This window comes from Roseococcus sp. SYP-B2431 (genome assembly GCF_004336745.1).
Taxonomy (GTDB): domain Bacteria; phylum Pseudomonadota; class Alphaproteobacteria; order Acetobacterales; family Acetobacteraceae; genus Roseococcus.
On sequence record NZ_SJXD01000001.1, the window covers coordinates 1 to 20,044 of the forward strand.

Sequence of the window (20,044 nt, forward strand, 5' to 3'; positions counted from 1 at the left end):
CAGCACCAACAATGCCCAAATCCACCCAAGCCAAACACACAGCCAACACCAACCCCAGTCGCCCAAGGCAGCGCCAACCACGCATCCATGCCCAAGAAATCCGGCCATCATCAATCACCAAACATGGTAATCAATCAAACGCGCACATCTTCTGCATCAACAGATTTAACTGTGAAACAACTTGGCCGGACTTTCGTCCGGCCATCGGTACCACTTCGGTTTCCCTCGTGGCGGGCGGGCTTCCTAGCCAAGTTGCCTCAGCCGCGTCAACCGGTCCTTTTCACCGTCCGAAGCGCCTCAGCGTCTCGTTCGGTGAAGCGGCTTTTATGGGGGAGAGCCCAGGCTGTAAACCCCATTTGAATGCTTCAAACGCATGACGGCCATGATGACCTATGCGCCCACCGCCTCCTTGACCTGAACCTCCAATCCGTCGTGGCCCACACCGACCGCGAGCGAGTCGCCGTTCTTCACCGCGCCCTCCAGCAGCATCCCCGCCAGACGGTCCTGGAGGTTCCGCTGGATCACGCGCTTCAGCGGCCGGGCACCGTAGACCGGGTCGTAGCCGGCCTCCGCCAGCCAATCCCGGGCGTCGGCATCCAGGTCGAGCGCGATCTTCCGCTCCTCCAGCAGCCCGCGAAGCCGCTGCAGCTGGATCTCCACGATCTGGCCCATGTCCTCGCGCGCCAGCCGCCGGAACAGTACGACCTCGTCCAGCCGGTTCAGGAATTCCGGCCGGAACCGCTCCCGCACCGCCCGCATGACCGCCGGCCTGGCCATCTCCACGTCCGCATCGTCCGGCAGCTCAGAGATCGCCTGGGAGCCCAGGTTGCTGGTCAGGACGATGATGCAGTTGCGGAAATCGACCGTCCGCCCCTGCCCGTCCGTCAGCCGCCCGTCGTCCAGCACCTGGAGGAGGATGTTGAACACGTCCTCATGCGCCTTCTCGACCTCGTCGAAGAGGATCACCTGGTAGGGCCGCCGGCGGACCGCCTCGGTCAGCGTGCCGCCCTCCTCGTAGCCGACATAGCCCGGGGGCGCGCCGATCAGCCGCGCCACGGCGTGCTTCTCCATGAACTCGCTCATGTCGATGCGGGTCATGGCGCGGTCGTCGTCGAACAGGAACGAAGCAACCGCCTTGACCAATTCGGTCTTGCCGACGCCCGTGGGGCCCAGGAACAGGAAGCTGCCGATCGGCCGGTTCGGGTCCTGCAGCCCGGCGCGGGCGCGCCGCACCGCCTTGGACACCGCCTCGAGCGCCTCCTCCTGGCCCACGACCCGGCGCCGCAGATCGTCCTCCATCCGCAGCAGCTTGGCCCGCTCGCCCTCGAGCATCTTCTCGACCGGCACGCCGGTCCAGCGGCTCACCACGGCGGCGATACCCTCCTCGGTCACCGCCTCGTTGACCAGCTTCGCCCCTCCTTGGCCCGCCTCGGCGATCTGCTTCTCCAGCCCCGGGATGGTCCCGTAGCGCAGCTCCGCGGCCTTGTTCAGGTCGCCCCGCCGCTCGGCCAGATCCTGCTCCGTGCGGGCCTGGTCCAGCTGCTCCTTGAGCTTCTGGCTTTCCACCACCTGGCCCTTCTCGGCCTCCCAGGTCGCGGTCATAGCGGCGGATTTCTCGCCCAGCTCGGCAAGCTCCGCCTCCAGCTTCTCCAGCCGGTCTCGGGACGCCGGGTCCTCCTCGCGCTTCAGCGCCTCCCGCTCGATCTTGAGCTGGAGCAGGCGCCGGTCGAGCTCGTCCAGCTCCTCGGGCTTGCTGTCGACCTCCATGCGGAGCCGGCTCGCGGCCTCGTCCACGAGGTCGATCGCCTTGTCCGGCAGGAACCGGTCGGTGATGTAGCGGTTGCTGAGCGTCGCGGCCGCCACCAGCGCGCCGTCCGTGATGCGGACGCCGTGGTGCAGCTCGTATTTCTCGCGGATGCCACGCAGGATGCTGACCGTGTCGGCCACGCTCGGCTCGCCCACCAGCACGGGCTGGAAGCGCCGCGCCAGGGCCGCGTCCTTCTCGATGTGCTTGCGATACTCGTCCAGCGTGGTCGCGCCGATGCAGTGCAGCTCGCCGCGCGCCAGGGCCGGCTTCAGCAGGTTGGACGCGTCCATCGCGCCATCCGCCTTGCCCGCGCCGATCAGCGTGTGCAGCTCGTCGATGAAGAGGATGACCTGGCCGGTCGCGTCCTCGACTTCTTTGAGAACGCCCTTCAGCCGCTCTTCGAACTCGCCGCGATACTTGGCGCCGGCCACCATCGCGCCGAGATCCAGCGACATGACGCGCTTGTTCTTCAGCGCCTCCGGCACGTCGCCGCGGGCGATGCGCAGCGCCAGCCCCTCCACGATGGCCGTCTTGCCCACGCCGGGCTCGCCGATCAGGACAGGGTTGTTCTTGGTGCGCCGGGCCAGCACCTGGATGGCGCGGCGTATCTCCTCGTCGCGGCCGATCACCGGGTCGAGCTTGCCGCCCCGCGCCGCCTCGGTGAGGTCGCGTGCGTATTTCTTCAGCGCGTCGAAGCTCTCCTCGGCGCTGGGCGCGTCGACCTTGCGGCCCTTCCGCAGGCGCTCGATGGCCTCTTCCAGCGCCTTGGGCGTGATGCGGCCGGCCTTCAGCGCCTGCTGCGCCGGGCTCGCGGCCGTGGCGAGGCCGAGCAGCATGCGATCCTGCGCCACATAGGCGTCGCCGGCTTTGGTCGCGGCCTGCTGCGCGGCATCGAGCACGCGAACCAGCTCGGGGGTGAGCTGCGGCGCCTGGCCGGCATTGCCGCCCTGCACGGCGGGAATCTTCCGGATCTCGGCCTCCACCGCGCCGCGCACGGCGTTCACGTCGCCGCCGGCGGCGCCGATCAGGCCGGAGGCCGCGCCCTGCTCGTCATCGAGCAGCGCCTTGAGCAGGTGCTCGGGCGTCAGCCGCTGGTGATACTCGCGGATGGCGATGGTCTGTGCGGCCTGCAGGAAACCGCGGGCGCGTTCGGTGAATTTTTCCAGGTCCATGGGTTATCTCTGTCCCTTCTCGAGGCGACGATGTCCGGCGCGCCCCCGATCGGGCAGCGCGTCCTGCCTCTCATTGTGGTAACGGGGGACGCCGCGATTCAAGGGTCGCCCAGGGTAAGTGTCGGGAGAAGTCATGCGCGTCGAACACATCTATCGCTATCCGGTGAAGGGCCTCTCGGCCGAGGCGCTGGAGGAGGTTTCCCTCGCCCCCGGCGAGTGCCTTCCGCACGACCGGCGCTTCGCCCTGGCCCAGGGGGATGCTCCCTTCGATCCGGCCGCGCCGGTCTGGATGCGCAAGACCCATTTCGCCTGCCTCGCGGCCAATGCGCGGCTGGTGAAGCTCCACACGGCCTATGACCCCAAGACCGGCCATCTGGTGATCCGCAAGCCCGACGGAGATTCCCTGGCCGCCGACATCCGGACCCCCGAGGGGCGGGCCGAGGTCGAGGCCTATATGACCGATTTCATGGCGGAGGAGGCGCGCGGGCGCCTGCGCCTCGTGGACGCGCCCGGCTACAACTTCACGGATATCCCGCAGAAGTCGGTTTCCATCATCTCGCTGGCGAGCCTCGCCGCGCTGGAGCGGGCGGCGGGGATGCGGCTCCATCGGCTGCGCTTCCGCGCCAATATCTATGTGTCCGGCGGCGTGGAATGGGGCGATTTCGACCTGATGGGCCGGGAGATCCAGCTCGGTCAGGCGCGGCTGCGGGTCTGGAAGCGCATCGTCCGCTGCCCCGCCACCGAGGTGAACCTGGACACGGCCGAGCGCGACGCCCGGCCGCCGCGGACCCTCTTCGAACATTTCGGCCATGCTGACCTCGGCGTGCAGGCCGAGGTGCTGGAGGGCGGGCGCGTGTCGGTGGGCGACGCGCTGGAACGGCTGGACCCGGCCTGAGCAAGGCCGGGCCGCTGTTCAGATCTTCCGCTGCGGATTCGGGCCGCGGCCGCGCCCGGGGGGATCGGACGGGTCGTTGTCCGTGGGGCCGGAGGGTGCGGGAGCCGGGCGCGAGCCGCCACGCCCCTGACCGGGCGGATCGTTCGGATCCGAGTCGCTGATCCCGCTGCGTGGACGCGCCTTGCCGCCCGGCTGCGGGCCGCGGCCCCGGCCAGGCGGGTCGTTCGGATCGTTGTCGGTCGGGCCCTGGGGCCGCGAGCCGCCGCGTCCGCGGCCGGGCGGATCGTTCGGGTCGTTGTCGGTGACGCCGCCGCCCCCCCTGCCGCCGCGGCCCTGGCCAGGCGGATCGTTCGGATCGGAATCGCTGGTGCCGCCACCACCGCCGCCGCCCTGGCCGCCGCGGCCCTGGCCAGGAGGATCGTTCGGATCGGAATCGCTGGTTCCGCCACCACCGCCCCCGCCCCGGCCGCTGCGGCCCTGACCGGGAGGATCGTTCGGATCGGAATCGCTGACACCCCCGCGACCGCTGCCGCTGCCACCGCGGCCCTGGCCCGGCGGATCGGTCGGGTCGGAATCGCTGATGCCGCCGCCGCCGCTGCCGCCACGGCCCTGGCCGGGCGGATCGCTGGGGTCGGAGTCGCTGCGGCCCGTGCCGGGCGGCGGCGTGGGCTGCGGAGCGGGCTGGGGCCGCGCCTTGGATCCCTGCGCGAAGGCATCGCCCGAGGCGGCGGCCCCACCCAAAGCTGCCAGTTTCAGGACCAGCAGCCGGCGGCGAAGCCTCGGATCGAACGTCATTTCTGTCTCCTCGCTCGTGTCAGGCTAGATCGTTTCGCCATGGATTGCACGTCCGCAGGACCGCCGACAGCATTGATTCGGGTGTAATTCTTGACCGTGTCAGGAATCTGGCGCCGATGCTTCCAGGCCGGCGAGCAGCACGCCGGCCGCGCCGACCACCCTGACGCGCCCCTGCAGCCGCAGGCAGGCCCCCAGGATGAGGCCTCGTCCCAGGAGCGCCTCCGCGCAGGCCGCGCCGCGATCCAGCGCTTCCGCCACCAATGCCGGCGGCAGCGCCCCGACGGCAACGGTGACCGGGATGTCCCCCAGGTCGCTGTCGGGATCGAGGCTCTCGGCGGAGCGCCGGAGGATCGAATCGTGCTCGGTGTCCACGGCATTGGCGATGATGCTGGCCGCCGCGTCCGCTTCGGGGGCGCGCTCGGCGAGGACGGTCACGGCATCCGCGATGCCGAGGGAAAAGCTGCGCCCCCGCCAGCCGGAGGTCGCGATGCCGCGCACCGCATCCGTCGCGCGGATCACGGCGAGGCCGCTCGGCGCCGCCGCCTCGGGCCCTTCCATCAGCCCGACCCGGAGCGAGCTGGCGGGCGCGAGGTGCAGCGCGATGTCCCCCCCATTGTTCACATGCGCCAGCGACAGCCCCGGCACGGCAGCGATGGCGAGCAGCACATGCTCCGCGACGGCGCCGGCCACGGCGACCATGGGCGTCACGAATTGCGCCCGGTGCGGCCAGGCAGCCTCCGCCATGCGCCGTCCTACGGGATGGCGGAGCTCCGGCAGGCGACCGAGCAAGGGCGCCCGCAGCAGCGGCAGCTCCAGCGCGAGGTCGGCCAGCACCCCATGCAGGGCGCGCCAGGCCGCCTCGCGCGCATCGATGACGGCCGCGCGGGCGCCCTCGAGGCCGATCACGAGGTCGATCGGCCCGTCCTGGAGATGCAGCCTCCCGTCCGGCAGCAGGACGCGCCGGGGCAGCTCCCCGTGCTGGCCGGCGCTCATCCCGGAGTGCTCATGGAGGGGCGCTCGGCCAGGGATTGCCGGCCGGCCAGGCCTCGCTCGTCGCGCCCTGGCCGTATTGGGCGAGCAGCGCCTCCAGGCCCAGCGCCCGCTCCACATGGCCGCCGAGCGCGGCATAGAGCTCCGCGCGCAGGGTGAATTCGAGGGGCGCGACCAGGGCCGGCGTCGGCACGTGGCCGAAGGCCTTGTCCGGGATGGCCAGGACATCCGCCATGATGGTGATGCCGCCGCCCGGATAGAGGTAGCAGGGCGCGCCTCCCATGGTCACGCGGACGTCGCCGCGCTGGACGCCGCGGGTCAGCAGGATCGGGTTCTCCGTCACGCCGGCGCGCAGCGAGCCGCCGGCGCCGGCCATGAAGAGGATGGAGGTCAGCGCCGGCTCGCAATTCTCGCCGATGCGGGCGACGGTGCCGGCCACCGGCGCGGGCATGCGCGCGGGGACGGGCCGCAATGTCTCGTCCAGTTCCACGTAAAGGGAGTCCTCGCCGGTCGTGCTGGTGAGCAGCAGGCGCAGGCCCGGCCAGGCGAGCCGGGGGTCGATGCTCTCGATGAGCGTCAGCGGGTCCGAGATGTCCGTGCCGCCCCAGCCGGTGCCCGGATGCGCCACCTGGAAGTAGCGGCCGGGCGTGGAGCGCCGGCCGCGCACGCGGACGCCCGAGGGCCGCATGTCCAGGCATTTCCCCGCCTGGTGCTCAGTCAGGACGCCGGTGATGTGGTCGTCCACCACGATCACCTCGTCCACATGGCCCTGCCATTGCTGGGCGAAGATGCCGATGGCGGCCGAGCCGCAGCCGACGCGCATGCGGCTTTCGGGCACGCCGTTCACGATGGGCGCGGCGCCGGCCTGGAGGGTAAGCCGCGAGCCCCCCTCGATCTCGACCTCGATCGCCTCCTTGCGGCAGAGCGCCAGCATGGCCGCGCAGGTGACGTTGCCCTCGCGCTTGGAGCCGCCGGTGAGGTGCCGCACGCCGCCGAGGCTCAGCATCTGGGAGCCGTATTCCGCCGTGGTGACATGGCCGATCTGCTCGCCCTCATGCATCACGCGGGCGGATTCGGGGCCGAGGTGGCGGTCGGTGTCGATCTTCGCCTTGAGGCCGCAATAGCTGAAGATGCCCTCGGTCACGACCGTCACCGTATCCACGCCCGCGTGCTTCGAGCTGACGATGAAGGGCGCGGGCTTGTAGTCGGGATAGGTGGTCCCGGCGCCGATGGCGGTGACAAAGATTGTTTCGGCCGCGGGCGCGATATTGCCGTCCCAGTCCTCCGAGGCATCGAGGAAGGGGATGACGGGCTCGCCGGCCTCCACCGTCCGGCGCAGCAGGACCAGCGGGTCCGTGCGGATGAGCGTGCCGTTGTCGTTGGCATAGCGATGGCAGGCGCCGGCGCGCCCGGGCCGGATGCGGCAGAGCACCGGGCAGGCGTCGCAACGGACGATCCCATCCGCCTCGGCAGCCCCGAAAATGGAGGTGCGGTCTACCATCTGCCGGTGGAGTGTAGCGCCTCGAGGACGCGATGCGGCAAGGCCGGGATTCGGTGGATCTCGGCCCCCGTCGCGTCGCGGATGGCGGAGAGAATGGCGGGCGCGGTCGCCACGAGCGCCGGCTCGCCCACGCCCTTGGCGCCGTAGGGGCCGAGCGGCTCGCGCTCCTCGATCAGGATGCAGTCGATGGGCGGCACGTCGCCGAAGCTCGGAATCAGGTAGTCGTGCAGGTTCTCGGTCCGCCCGGGGATGTACTCCTCCATGAGTGCCAGGCCGATGCCCTGGGCGATGCCGCCGTGGATCTGGCCCTCGACGAGCGTCGGATTGATGGCCCGCCCCACGTCATGCGCGGCGACGAATCGTTCCAGCTTCACCGTGCCGAGCTTCACATCCACCGCCAGCGCGCAGAGCTGCGCGGCGAAGCCGTAGGTGGCATAGGGGATGCCCTGCCCCTCCGCGTCCAGCGGCACGGTGGGCGGATCGAAGCGGCCATAGCCTTCCAGCGCCTCGGACGGGCGGAAGGGTGCGCCGTCCAGGGTCAGCGCCCCGTCCCAACCGAGGCAGCCGTTGCTTCCGCGCAGGATCTTGTCCCGCAACGCGGCCGCGGCCTCCTGCGCGGCGCGGCCACTGACGAAGGTCTGCCGTGAGGCGCTCGTCTTGCCGGCGTCCAGCGTCGCCGCCGTGTCGCCGTTCACATGGCCCAAGGCGGCGACCGGCAGGCCCAGCGTCTCGGCCGCGATCTGCATGAGCACGGTGCTGCTGCCCTGGCCGATGTCCACCGCGCCATTGAAGAAGGTGATGCGCCCGTCCGTGCCCAGCACGATCCGCATCTCGGAGGGATTGGACATGCCGGTATTGCCGATGCCATACCACATGCCCGCCACGCCCACGCCGTGCCGCAGCACGCCGCCGGTCGCGTTGCGTGCGGCGGCCTGTTCGCGCCATTCGATCCAGGCGGGGCGCAGCGCCTCGAAGCAGAGGCGCTGACCGGCCGAATGCTCCAGGAGCTGGCCCGTCGCCGTGGTGTCGCCCGCCACGAGTGCGTTGCGGATGCGGAATTCCAGCCGGTCGAGCCCGGCGGCATCGGCCAGCCGGTCCCACAGCATCTCCTGCGCGACGGCCGCCTGCGGCACGCCAAAGCCGCGAAAGGCGCCGGAGGGCGGCTGATGCGTGTGCACCGCCCGCGCCCGGGCGCGGACATGCGGCACGCGGTACGGCCCCGTGGCATGCACCGGCACCCGGCCGGCGACGGTCGGGCCCCAGCTCGCATAGGCGCCCGTGTCGTAGATCCCCTCGAAATCCAGCGCGACCAGACGGCCCTCAGCGTCGCAGCCGGCGCGGGCGGCGATGCGCGCGGGGTGGCGCTTGGTGCTGGCGGCCATGCTCTCCGTGCGCGACCAGACGGCGCGGACAGGATGGTCCAGCACCCAGGCCGCGACGGCGAGCATAGGCTGGATGCCGGCATCCAGCTTGCCGCCGAAGCCGCCGCCGCAGGCCGAGGGGATGATGCGCACCTGGTCCATGGAGAGGCCCAGCACGCCGGCCACCTCCTCGCGGTCCATGCCCGGGGCCTGGGTGCTGGACCAGAGCTCGATACGGTCTCCGATCCGGCGCGCGAAGCCGGCCTCGGGCTCGATATAGGCGTGCTCGACGAAGCTCGTCTGCCACTCGCCCCCGGCGACATGCGCGCACCCCGCGAGGGCCGCCTCGGCATCGCCGCGCCGGACGAAGCCCGTGGTCAGCACGTTGTCCGGGAATTGCGCGTGCAGTGCCTCGGATCGCAGGGCGACGCCCGGATCGGTGACCGGCGTCAGCACCTCCCAGGCGAGGGGCAGGGCGTCGAAGCGCAGCGCCTCCACCGCCCTGCGCGTGCCGACCACGGCGCAGACCGGATCGCCGCGATGGAGCACGCGCTCCTCTGCGAAGACGGGCTGGTCCTTGATGTGCGGGTAGATGCCGTAGCCGTTGCGGCCCGGCACGTCCCCCGCCGTCAGAACCGCGCGGATGCCGGGATGGGCAGCAAGGAATCCCGCCATGTCGCCCAGCACGAAGCGCGCATGCGCGTGCGGGCTGCGGATCGCGCGCATCCACAGCGCATCGGCCGGCGCGAGGTCGGCGCCGAAGCGCTCCGTGCCGTCCAGCTTCGGCGCGCCGTCCACCCGGGGCAGCCGGTCGCCGACCGCGCCGGCCCCCACGGCCGCCTCGACGCCACGGATCGCGTCGATGATCCGCCGGTAGCCCGTGCATCGGCAGAGCACGCCTCCCAAAGCCTCCTCCACCTCCGCTTCGGAGGGCGAGGGGTTCCGGCGCAGCAGCTCCGTCCCGGCCATCAGCATCCCCGGCGTGCAGATACCGCATTGCGCCGCGCCATGCGCGTGGAAGCGGGCCATCAGCGCCTGGCCTTCCGCCGTCTGCGCAAGGCCCTCCACCGTCTCGATTCTGCTGCCCTCGCATTGCCCGAGCGGGACGAGGCAGGCGCAGGCATGCGCGCCGTCCACCAGCACCGTGCAGGCGCCGCAATCGCCCGCGTCGCAGCCGAGCTTCGTGCCGGTCAGGCCGAGCGTGTCGCGCAGCGCATCGGCCAGCCGGACCTGCCCCGGCAGGTCGAGCTGCCGCGCCGCGCCGTTCACCTGCAGCGGGATCATGCGGCGAGCCGCTCCCGCGCCCGCGCCACAAGTTCCGCCGCGGCGAGGCGCCGGTAGTCCGCCGTGGCGCGCACGTCGTCAATCGGCGACAGCCCGCGCCCGTCCAGCAGCCGCGCCACCTCGGAGCAGGAGCCCACCGCCACCCGCCCGGCCGCATTCGCCGCGACCATCACGATGGAGATCACCAGATGCGCGCGCGATCCCAGCTTCAGGAAGACGGAGGGCGATTGCGCCATGGCCTCGTGCACGTGGATCGCGACCAGCAGCTCGTCCTTCGCGCGCGCCGTGCGGCGGTTGCCCAGCAGGAAGTCGCCCAGCGCGAGTCGCCGCGACCCGTTGAGGCTGGCCAGCTCCACCTCAGCGTCCAGCACGAGGAGCGGCGGCACGCCGTCGGCGGCGGGCGAGGCGTTGCAGAGATTGCCGCCCAGGGTCGCGCGCGCCTGCACCTGCCGCCCGCCCACCTGGCGCGCCGCCTCGCGCAGGGCATCGAAGCCCGGCGGCAAGGCCGTGTCGCGCAGCGCGGCCCAGCTGGTGGCCGCGCCGATACGCCAGCCGAAGCCTTCGCGCGAGATGCCGCGCATCGCCTCGATCGCCGTCACGTCCAGCAGATCGGAGTCGCGGGGCGCGCCCCAGGCCGCCGCATGGGCCCGCGCGGGAAAGATGTCGGTGCCCCCGGCGATCACCTGGCCATCCGAGCCTGCCAGCACTTCCAGCGCCGCGCGCAGCTCGCGCGGCCGAACATAAGCGCCCAAGCCGGAGGACTCCCCAAAACGGCGGGCATTTTGAAGCCCATCGGCGCGCCGCTCAATGGGAAACTGGGCCGCGCCATATTGCGCCGCGTCGCGCCTCTCTGTTCTGTTGAGGATCGGCACAAGGGGAGCGCATGCGATGGCACGGACGCTGGTGAAGGGTCTCGGCCTGGTCTTCTCGGGCGAGATCGCCGCGCCCCGGCTCGATGCCGACGCCCTCCTCATCGAGGACGGCCGCATCGCCGGGATCGGCCGGGCCTCGGAATTCGCGGGCGAGGGCGCCGTCATCGATGCGCGAGGCTGCGCCGTCATGCCCGGCCTCATCGACAATCACGTCCATCCCGCCTTCGGGGACTGGACGCCACGCCAGAACCAGCTCGGCTGGATCGAGGCGATGGTGCATGGCGGCACCACCACGCTGGTCAGCGCGGGCGAGGTCCACCTGCCCGGCCGGCCAAGGGATCCGGTCGGCGTGAAGGCGCTCGCCATCGCGGCCCAGCGCTGCTTCGCCGCCTTCCGGCCGATGGGCGCCCGCGTCATCGCCGGCGCGCCGGTGCCCGAGCGCGGCATGACCCAGGCCGATTACGACGAGATGGGCGCGGCCGGCGTCACCCTGATGGGGGAGATCGGCCTCGGCACCGTCCGGGACCGGGACGAGGTGGTCGAGGCCGCCGCCATGGCGCGCAAGGCCGGCCTCACCTCCATGATCCATTGCGGCGGCCCTTCCATCGCCGGCTCGAACCTCATGCAGCGCGAGGTGGTGATCGCCGCCGACGCCGACATCGTGGCCCATATCAATGGCGGCCCCACCTCCCTGCCGGCGGCCGAGCTGACGAAGGTCATCGAGGGCACCAGCCGCGCCATCGAGGTCGTGCACAACGGCAATCCGCGCAACGCGATCCACGCAATGAACGTCCTGCGCGAGATGGGCCGGCTCGACCGTCTCGTCATCGGCACCGACAGCCCCGCCGGCTCGGGCGTGCAGCCTCTGGGCGTGATGCGCACCATTTCCTTGCTGTGTTCCCTGGGCGGGCTGGACCCCGGCATCGCCATCGCGGCCGCGGGCGGCAACACGGCCCGCTTCCGCAAGATCCAGGCCGGCCGAATCGCGATCGGCGCCGCCGCCGACCTGGTCTTCCTCGACGCGCCGATCGGCGGCGCCGGCACGGATGCCGCCGAGGCCTTCGCCTTCGGCGAGCTGCCCGGCATCGGCATGGTCCTGGTCGACGGCGAGGTCCGCACGGCGCGCAGCCGCAACACCCCGCCCGCCGCCCGCATCCCGGAGGTTGCCGCATGATCATCCGCAAGCTGCTCGTCACGCTCGAGGACACGCTGCTCGAAATGGGCCGCCCGGTGGCGCCGCCGATCCGGCGCGCGGTGGCCATGGCCGTCATCGAGAATCCCTTCGCCGGGCGCTACTTCGACGACCTCAGCGAGCTGATCGAGACCGGCGAGAAGCTGGGCGCGCTGCTGGCCGAGCGGGCCGTCGCGGTTCTCGGCGTCCCGGGGCCGCAGCTGCACAGCTTCGGCAAGGCCGCCATCGTGGGCGAGGCCGGCGAGCTGGAGCACGCCGCGGCCATCCTGCATCCCAGGTTCGGCGCCCCGGTCCGTGCGGCGCTGGGCAAGGGGCCGGCGCTCATCCCCTCGGCCAAGAAGCGCGGCGGGCCGGGCACCACCATCGACATCCCGCTCGGCCACAAGGACGCCGCCTATGTCCGCAGCCATTACGACGCCGTCGAGGCCCGCGTGACCGATGCGCCCATGCGCAACGAGATCCTGGTCTGCCTGGCGCTCACCACCGGCGGCCGTCCCCTGCCCCGCGTGGGAGGCCTCACGGTGGAGGAGATCGCCGGCCAGGACGGGCTGCGCTAGGCGGGGGCAGGCCCCGATTCCGCCGATCCGGCCACGCCATGAGCGAAAGCTTGCAAGCCTCTTCCCGCCTCGCCATACAGGCAGACAAGGCCGGATCAGAACCGGTCGAGGGAACTTCCAAGGGAACCGGGCCGAGTGAGCGATACGATCCTGGAGACACAGGGGCTGACCAAGGAATTCTTGGGCTTCCTCGCCGTGCAGAACGTGAACCTCTCGATCCGTCGCGGGAGCATCCACGGGCTGATCGGCCCGAACGGCGCCGGCAAGACGACCTGCTTCAACCTGCTCACGAAATTCCTGCAGCCGACGCGCGGCAGGATCACCTATGACGGCCGCGACATCACCGACATGAAGCCGGCCGAAGTGGCCCGGCTGGGCCTCGTCCGCTCCTTTCAGATCTCGGCCGTCTTCCCGCACCTCTCCGTGCTGGAGAACGTCCGGCTGGCGCTGCAGCGCGCCCGCGGCGCGAGCTTCGACTTCTGGCGCTCGGATTCGGCGCTGAAGCAATACGACGCCCGCGCCGGCGAGCTGCTGGAGGATGTGGGCCTCAGCGAATATGCCGGGCTCCAGGCCGCGCAGCTCCCCTACGGCCGCAAGCGCGCCCTGGAGATCGCGACCACGCTGGCGCTGGAGCCGGTGATGATGCTGCTCGACGAGCCCACCGCCGGCATGACCCATGACGACGTGGACCGGATCGTCACCCTCATCAAGCGCGTCTCGGCCGGGCGCACCGTGCTGCTGGTGGAGCACAACCTCAAGGTGGTCGAGGGCCTGTGCGACCGGATCACCGTGCTCGCCCGCGGCGAGGTGCTGGCCGAGGGCGACTACGCCGCCGTGAGCCGCAATCCGGACGTCCAGGCCGCCTATCTCGGCACCGATCCCGCCAGCGTCGGCGTTCCGGAGAGCGCCCTGAATGTCTGACGCCATGCTGAAGATCCAGAAGCTCGAAGCCTGGTACGGCGAGAGCCACGTGCTGCACGGCGTGGACATCGAGATCGCCGAGGGCGAGGTCGTGACCCTGCTGGGCCGCAACGGCGCCGGCAAGACCTCGACGCTGCGCGCCATCATGGGCCTGGTCGGCCGCCGGGCGGGGTCCATCAGCTTCGAGGGGACGGAGCTGATCGGGCTCCGCTCCGACCTGATCGCCCGCAAAGGCATCGGCTACTGCCCGGAGGAGCGTGGCATCTTTGCCTCGCTGGACGTGACGGAGAACCTCATGCTGCCGCCGACGCTGCGGCCGGGCGGCCTCGAGGTGGCGGAGATCCACACCCTCTTCCCGAACCTCAAGGAGCGCGCGCGCAGCCCGGGCACCAAGCTCTCGGGCGGCGAGCAGCAGATGCTGGCCATCGGCCGCATCCTGCGCACCGGCGCCAAGCTGCTGCTCCTCGACGAGCCCTCGGAGGGCCTCGCGCCGGTCATCGTGCAGCAGATCGGCCGCACCATCCGCGAGCTCAAGACCCGCGGCTTCACCGTCCTGCTCGTCGAGCAGAACTTCCGCTTCGCCCAGACCGTGGCGGACCGGCATTACGTGATGGAGCACGGGCGCGTGATGGACATGGTGCCGAACGCGGAGCTCACCTCGTCGCTGGACCGCCTCAACGAATATCTGAGCGTCTGACCTCACCGACGCCTGAACGGAGCAAGCAGCCTATGTCCATCCAACGCCGCACCCTTCTCTCCGCCGCCGCGGCGGCCCCCCTGGCGGGCGGCATGGCGCGCCGCGCCCGCGCGCAGGCGAACACCATCAAGATCGGCGTGCTGACCGACATGTCGGCGCTGTATCGCGACCTCGCCGGCCCCGGCTCGCTGCGCGCCGTGCAGATGGCGGTGCAGGAGAGCGGGATCACCCAGCGCGGGATCAACGTCGAGGTCGTCTCCGCCGACCATCAGAACCGCCCCGATGTCGGCTCCACCGTCGCGCGCCAGTGGATCGACCGTGACGGCGTGGACGTCATCATCGACGTGCCGACAAGCTCGGTGGCGCTGGCGGTGAACAACATCACGCGCGAGAAGAACAAGGTGATGCTGAATTCGGGGGCCGCGTCCTCCGACCTCACCGGCAGCGCCTGCACGCCCAACACCATCCACTGGACCTACGACACCTGGATGCTCTCCAATTCCACGGGCGGTGCGATGGTGCGCGCGGGTGGGCAGAGCTGGTTCTTCATCACCGCCGACTATGCCTTCGGCCATGCGCTGGAGCGCGATGCCTCGGAGTTCGTGCGCGGCGCCGGCGGCCGGGTGCTGGGTTCGGTGCGGACGCCCTTTCCGGGCACGACCGACTTTTCCTCCTTCCTGCTGCAGGCCCAGGCGAGCCGGGCGCAGGTCGTCGGCCTCGCCAATGCGGGCGGCGACACGATCAACACCATCAAGCAGGCGGCCGAGTTCGGGCTGACCCGCGGCGGCCGCACCAAGCTGGCGGGGCTGCTGGTCTTCATCACCGACGTTCATTCGCTCGGGCTGCAGACGGCGCAGGGCCTGGTCCTCACCGAGACCTTCTACTGGGATCTCAACGACAAGACGCGCGGCTTCTCCACGCGCCTTGCGCTGCCGGGCGGCGCGAAGCCCTCGATGGTGCAGGCCGGCTGCTACTCCTCCGTGCTGCACTACCTGAAGGCGGTGGGCGAGATGGGCGTGGCCGCGGCCAAGGCCAGCGGCGCCGATGCCGTCGCGAAGATGAAGGCGATGCCGACCGAGGATGACGCCTTCGGCGCCGGCAGCATCCGCGCCGACGGGCGCAAGATCCATCCTTCCTACCTCTTCGAGGTGAAGCAGCCTTCCGAGAGCCGTGGCGCCTGGGACTACTACAAGCTGCTCGGCACCACCCCCGCCGACCAGGCCTTCCGCCCAGTCGCCCAGGGAGGCTGCGCCCTCGTCCGCTAAGCCGCGCTGAAGGGCGTTCCGCCGATGCGGATCGCTCTCCGGATCACGACCGGGGAGAGGCGGCGAAGACCGCCCGCCCCAATTTTCACAGGGAAACAGGACCAATGAGCAGGATCGACCGCCGCACCCTCCTGGGCGCCACCGCCGGAGCCACCGCCCTCAGCGCGTGGCCCGGCCGCCGCGCGCGCGCGCAGGCAGCCAATACCATCAAGATCGGCGTGATGAACGATCAGTCGGGCCCCTACCGGGACATCGGCGGGCCGAACGGCGTCACCATGGCGCAGATCGCCGCACAGGAATTCGGCAACAGCCGCGGCTTCAACGTCGAGGTGGTCGGCGCCGACCACCAGAACCGGCCGGATGTCGGCGTGAACATCGCCCGGCAGTGGTACGACCAGGGGGTCGACATGATCCTCGACGTGCCGACCTCCTCCGTGGGCCTTGCCGTCAATTCCGTCGCGCGCGAGAAGAACAAGGTCTACATCAATGTCGGCGCCGCCACGGCCGATCTCACGGGGCCCCAATGCAGCCCGAACACGGCGCACTGGGTCTACGACACCTACATGCTGGCGAAGTCCACCGGCGGCGCGATGGTGCGCGCGGGCGGCGACAGCTGGTTCTTCATCACCGCCGATTACGCCTTCGGCCATGCGCTGGAGCGCGACACCTCGAACTTCGTCCGCGCGAGCGGCGGGCGGGTGGCCGGCAGCGTGCGCTATCCCTTCCCGGCCACGACCGACTTCTCCTCCTTCCTGCTGCAGGCCCAGGCCAGCCGGGCCAAGGTGATCGGCTTCGCCAATGCCGGCGCCGACACGGTCAACAGCATCAAGCAGGCGGCCGAGTTCGGCATCACGCGGCGCGGCACCAAGCTCGCGGCGCTGCTGATGTTCATCGCCGACGTGCATGCCCTGGGCCTCGAGACCGCGCAGGGGCTGGTGATGACCGAGAGCTTCTACTGGGATCTCAACGACAGCATGCGCAACTTCAGCCGCCGCGTTCAGCCGCGGCTGGCCAACCGCGCCATGCCGAACATGCTGACGGCCGGCAACTATTCGGCGACCCTGCACTACCTGAAGGCCGTGGCGGATATCGGCATCGCGGCCGCCAAGGGCCCCGGCGTCGAGGTGATGAACCGCATGAAGGCCATCCCCGTGGAGGACGAGGCCTTCGGCCGGGGCTCGCTGCGCCAGGACGGGCGGATGATGATCCCCTCCTATCTCTTCGAGGTGAAGGCGCCCTCCGAATCCCGTGGGCCCTGGGACTACCTCAAGCTCCTGCAGACCACCGCCGCCGACGAGGCCTTCCGCCCGCTCGGCGAGGGCGGCTGCCCCTTCGTCCGGACCTGATCCCCGGAACCGACGCCTCCGGTGGAAGCGGCCGTCAAGAGCCGCGCCACCCGGATCATCTTCCACCCATCGAGGACCCGCGCATGAGCCCGCCCCGCAGACCTCTGCTCGCCGCCCTCGGCGGGCTTGCTGCGATGCCGGCGACGCGGCTGCGGGCTCAGAATGCCCTGGGGGGACGCACCATCCGGATCGGCGTGCTGACCGACATGTCCGGCCCCTATCGCGATCCGACGGGGATGGGCAGCGTCGCCTGCGTGCAGCAGGCCGTGGCGGACTTCGCCGGCGCGCTCGGCCTCTCCGCCGAGGTGATCCAGGCCGACCACCAGAACCGGCCCGACATCGGCTCCTCCATCGCGCGGCAATGGTACGACCAGGGCGTGGACGCGATCGTGGACGTGCCGACCACCTCCGTCGCGCTCGCCGTCAGCACCATCGCGCGGCAGAAGAACAAGGTGTTCCTGAATTCCGGCGCCGCCTCCACGGAGCTCACCGGCGCCGCCTGCTCGCCCAACACCGCGCATTGGGCCTACGACACCTACATGCTCGCCAAGGGCACCGGCGCGGCCGTGACGCGGACGGGCGGCGAGAGCTGGTTCTTCGTCACCGCCGACTACGCCTTCGGCACGGTGCTCCAGCGCGACGTCACGCAGTTCGTCGAGGCGGAGGGCGGCCGCGTCCTCGGCTCGGTGCGCTACCCCTTCCCGGCCACGACCGACTTCTCCTCCTTCCTGCTGCAGGCGCAGGCCTCGCGGGCGAAGGTGCTCGGCCTCGCCAATGCCGGCACCGACACCGCGAACTGCATCATCCAGGCGCGGGAATTCGGCCTCACGCGGAGGATGCGGCTCGTCGGCCTGCTGATGAGCCTCAGCGAGGTCCATGCGCTCGGCCTGCCCGCGGCCCAGGAGCTGCTGCTGACGGAAAGCTTCTACTGGGATCTCAACGAGCGCAGCCGCGCCTTCGCCGAGCGCGTGCAGCCGCGCATGCCGAACCGCGCCATGCCGGGGGCCGTCCATGCCGGCTGCTACAGCGCCGTCGCGCATTACCTGAAGGCCGCCGCGGCGCTCGGCCCCGCCGTGACGCAGCTGGACGGGGCCGCCGTGATCGCCGGCATGAAGGCGATGCCGACCGACGACGATGCCTTCGGCCCCGGGCGGCTGCGCGAGGACGGCCGCAAGCTGCACCCCGCCCATCTCTTCCAGGTCAAGTCGCCCGAGGAATCGCGCGGCCCCTGGGACTACTACAAACCCGTCGCCACCACGGCGGCCGAGAACGCCTTCCGGCCGATTCAGGAGGGCGGCTGTCCGCTCGTCAGAAGTCCCGCTCTTTAAAGGCCCGCTGCTTAAGGCCTGCTGCTTAAAGGATAGACCGCGTATGGACGATATTTTCGGGATCCCGGCCCCGCTGCTCTTCGGCCAATTGCTCCTCGGGCTGATCAACGGCGCCTTCTATGCCCTGCTCTCGCTCGGTCTCGCCGTCATCTTCGGCATGCTGAACGTCATCAACTTCGCGCATGGCGCGCAGTTCATGATGGGCGCCTTCGTGGCCTGGATGCTGCTCGAATACGCCGGGCTCAACTACTGGTGGGCGCTGATCCTGGCGCCGCTGCTCGTCGGCCTCTTCGGCGTGCTGCTCGAACGCACGATGATTGCCCGATTGTACAAGCTCGACCATCTCTACGGCCTGTTGCTGACCTTCGGATTGGGCCTGATCATCGAGGGCATCTTCCGCAACCAGTACGGCAGCTCGGGCCTGCCCTACCGCATCCCGCCGCAGCTCTCCGGCGCCTGGGATCTGGGCTTCATGTTCATGCCCATCTATCGCGGCTGGGTGGTCATCGTGGCGGCGGTGATGTGCCTGGCCACCTGGCTCGTCATCGAGAAGACCAAGATCGGCAGCTACCTGCGCGCCTCCACCGAGAACGCGGCGCTCGTGCAGGCCTTCGGCATCAACGTGCCCCGGCTGATGACGCTGACCTACGGCGCGGGCGTCGCGCTGGCCGCCTTCGCCGGCGTGCTGGCGGCGCCGATCTACTCGGTGAACCCGCAGATGGGCTCGAACCTCATCATCATCGTCTTCGCCGTCGTCGTCATCGGCGGCATGGGGTCCATCCTGGGCTCCGTCATCACGGGCTTCGGGCTCGGCATCATCGAAGGTCTGACCAAGGTGTTCTATCCGGAAGCCTCCTCCACCGTGATCTTCGTGGTCATGGCCATCGTGCTGCTGGCGCGCCCCGCCGGCCTGTTCGGGAGGGCCTGAGACATGGCGGCTCCCGGCGGCTTCAGCGGCACCGACTTCCGCAAGGAGGAAGCCTACTTCCTCGGCTTCACCCAGGCTCAGGTCATGGCCTTCGTCGTGCTGATCGCCTTCCTGCTGATCAGCCCCTTCTTCCTCTATCCCGTCTTCCTGATGAAGCTGCTGTGCTTCGCGCTCTTCGCCTGCGCCTTCAACCTGCTCGTCGGCTATGTCGGCCTGCTGAGCTTCGGCCATGCGGCCTATTTCGGCATGGGCGGCTACCTCACCGGCCATGCCGCGAAGGTCTGGGGCCTGCCGCCGGAACTCTCCATCCTCCTCGGCGGTCTCGTCGGCGCGGCGCTGGGCCTGGTCATCGGTTGGATCGCCATCCGCCGGCAGGGCATCTACTTCGCCATGATCACCCTGGCCTTCGCCCAGATGGTCTACTTCTTCTGCGTGCAGGCGCCCTTCACCGGCGGCGAGGACGGCATCCAGTCCATCCCGCGCGGGTATTTCCTCGGCTTCCTCGACCTCAGCCGCGACCTCAACATGTACTGGCTGACGGCGGGCGTCTTCCTGGCCGGCTTCCTGCTGATCCACCGGATCGTGCACTCGCCCTTCGGCATGGTGCTGAAGTCGATCCGCGAGAACGAGCCGCGCGCCACCTCGCTCGGCTACCGGACGGACGACTACAAGTTGATGGCTTTCGTGCTCTCGGCCGGGCTGGCGGGCGTGGCCGGCGGGCTGAAATCCATCGTCTTCGGCATTGCGACCCTGACCGACGTGTTCTGGACCATGTCCGGCGAGGTGGTGCTGATGTCGCTGGTGGGCGGGCTCGGCACCATCTTCGGGCCCTTCGTCGGGGCGGCCGTGATCATCACCATGCAGAACTACCTGGCCGAGTTCGGCGCCTGGGTGACGGTGATCCAGGGCGCGATCTTCGTGCTCTGCGTGCTGGCCTTCCGGCGCGGGCTGGTGGGGGAGATCGGCAACTGGCTGCGGGTGAGATTGTGATCGCCTGACCGCCCAGACTGCCCGAGGGGAGCGCAGGCAGGCGCTCCCCGTCCTGCCGTTGGGGCAGGAGGTCGAACCAGTCCCGGAGAAGAGCGACTCCGGCAGGCGCCGAATGCGGCATCCCTGCCCAAGGGCGCGGCACG

At 70.3% G+C, this 20,044-nt stretch carries 17 protein-coding genes; 11 read left to right on the forward strand and 6 right to left on the reverse strand.

What is annotated here, in order from left to right:
* Positions 1–377 (forward strand): hypothetical protein (locus EJV46_RS22980; protein ID WP_206020660.1); only part of this gene is annotated, 377 nt, incomplete at its 5' end.
* Between the two features lie 13 nt (positions 378–390).
* On the opposite strand, the gene clpB is transcribed toward EJV46_RS22980, so the two are convergent.
* Positions 391–2,979, reverse strand: a complete 2,589-nt coding sequence (gene clpB, locus EJV46_RS00005; RefSeq protein WP_131546541.1) for an ATP-dependent chaperone ClpB — start codon at positions 2,977–2,979, stop codon at positions 391–393.
* A gap of 133 nt (positions 2,980–3,112) precedes the next feature.
* On the opposite strand from clpB, the gene EJV46_RS00010 reads away from it, so the two are divergent.
* The gene (locus tag EJV46_RS00010; RefSeq protein ID WP_131546542.1) at positions 3,113–3,874 is read left to right on the forward strand and encodes an MOSC domain-containing protein; all 762 of its coding nucleotides are present in this window, start codon (positions 3,113–3,115) and stop codon (positions 3,872–3,874) included.
* An 18-nt stretch (positions 3,875–3,892) separates the two neighbouring features.
* Here EJV46_RS00010 and EJV46_RS23445 read toward each other — a convergent pair whose 3' ends face one another.
* From EJV46_RS23445 to EJV46_RS00035, 5 genes are all read right to left on the reverse strand, one after another.
* Positions 3,893–4,669: a hypothetical protein gene (locus tag EJV46_RS23445; RefSeq protein WP_131546543.1), complete on the reverse strand. Its 777-nt coding sequence runs from the start codon at positions 4,667–4,669 to the stop codon at positions 3,893–3,895.
* 99 nt (positions 4,670–4,768) lie between these two features.
* Positions 4,769–5,662, reverse strand: coding sequence for a UPF0280 family protein (locus tag EJV46_RS00020; protein ID WP_131546544.1), 894 nt, complete (start codon positions 5,660–5,662; stop codon positions 4,769–4,771).
* A gap of 10 nt (positions 5,663–5,672) precedes the next feature.
* Positions 5,673–7,160: a 6-hydroxynicotinate reductase gene (locus tag EJV46_RS00025; protein WP_131546545.1), complete on the reverse strand. Its 1,488-nt coding sequence runs from the start codon at positions 7,158–7,160 to the stop codon at positions 5,673–5,675.
* Positions 7,154–9,805 (reverse strand): molybdopterin cofactor-binding domain-containing protein, encoded by a 2,652-nt coding sequence (locus EJV46_RS00030; protein ID WP_131546546.1) that lies wholly within the window; start codon positions 9,803–9,805, stop codon positions 7,154–7,156. Before EJV46_RS00030 ends, EJV46_RS00025 begins: the two co-directional genes overlap by 7 nt.
* A complete protein-coding gene (locus EJV46_RS00035; protein ID WP_206020661.1) occupies positions 9,802–10,557 on the reverse strand; it encodes a xanthine dehydrogenase family protein subunit M in 756 nt (251 codons plus the stop codon). Before EJV46_RS00035 ends, EJV46_RS00030 begins: the two co-directional genes overlap by 4 nt.
* A gap of 136 nt (positions 10,558–10,693) precedes the next feature.
* Here EJV46_RS00035 and EJV46_RS00040 point away from each other — a divergent pair, with 136 nt between their 5' ends.
* The 9 genes from EJV46_RS00040 (at position 10,694) to EJV46_RS00080 (ending at position 19,901) form a co-directional block, all read left to right on the forward strand.
* Complete coding sequence (locus EJV46_RS00040; RefSeq protein WP_131546548.1) at positions 10,694–11,851, forward strand: amidohydrolase family protein; 1,158 nt, start codon at positions 10,694–10,696, stop codon at positions 11,849–11,851.
* Entirely contained in the window at positions 11,848–12,426 is a 579-nt protein-coding gene (locus tag EJV46_RS00045) for an amino acid synthesis family protein (RefSeq protein ID WP_131546549.1), read from the forward strand. The genes EJV46_RS00040 and EJV46_RS00045 overlap by 4 nt, the downstream gene beginning before the upstream one ends.
* 135 nt (positions 12,427–12,561) lie before the next feature.
* The gene (locus EJV46_RS00050) at positions 12,562–13,347 is read left to right on the forward strand and encodes an ABC transporter ATP-binding protein (RefSeq protein ID WP_131546550.1); all 786 of its coding nucleotides are present in this window, start codon (positions 12,562–12,564) and stop codon (positions 13,345–13,347) included.
* Positions 13,340–14,044, forward strand: coding sequence for an ABC transporter ATP-binding protein (locus EJV46_RS00055; RefSeq protein WP_131546551.1), 705 nt, complete (start codon positions 13,340–13,342; stop codon positions 14,042–14,044). The genes EJV46_RS00050 and EJV46_RS00055 overlap by 8 nt, the downstream gene beginning before the upstream one ends.
* Positions 14,045–14,076: 32 nt before the next feature.
* On the forward strand, positions 14,077–15,309 hold the full coding sequence (locus tag EJV46_RS00060; RefSeq protein WP_131546552.1) for an ABC transporter substrate-binding protein: 1,233 nt from the start codon (positions 14,077–14,079) through the stop codon (positions 15,307–15,309).
* A gap of 104 nt (positions 15,310–15,413) precedes the next feature.
* Complete coding sequence (locus EJV46_RS00065; protein WP_131546553.1) at positions 15,414–16,655, forward strand: ABC transporter substrate-binding protein; 1,242 nt, start codon at positions 15,414–15,416, stop codon at positions 16,653–16,655.
* Positions 16,656–16,738: 83 nt separating this feature from the next.
* Positions 16,739–17,983, forward strand: coding sequence for an ABC transporter substrate-binding protein (locus EJV46_RS00070; RefSeq protein ID WP_131546554.1), 1,245 nt, complete (start codon positions 16,739–16,741; stop codon positions 17,981–17,983).
* A 43-nt stretch (positions 17,984–18,026) separates the two neighbouring features.
* Positions 18,027–18,911: a branched-chain amino acid ABC transporter permease gene (locus tag EJV46_RS00075; RefSeq protein ID WP_131546555.1), complete on the forward strand. Its 885-nt coding sequence runs from the start codon at positions 18,027–18,029 to the stop codon at positions 18,909–18,911.
* A 3-nt stretch (positions 18,912–18,914) separates the two neighbouring features.
* Positions 18,915–19,901, forward strand: a complete 987-nt coding sequence (locus EJV46_RS00080) for a branched-chain amino acid ABC transporter permease (RefSeq protein WP_131546556.1) — start codon at positions 18,915–18,917, stop codon at positions 19,899–19,901.
* Positions 19,902–20,044 lie beyond the last annotated feature (143 nt).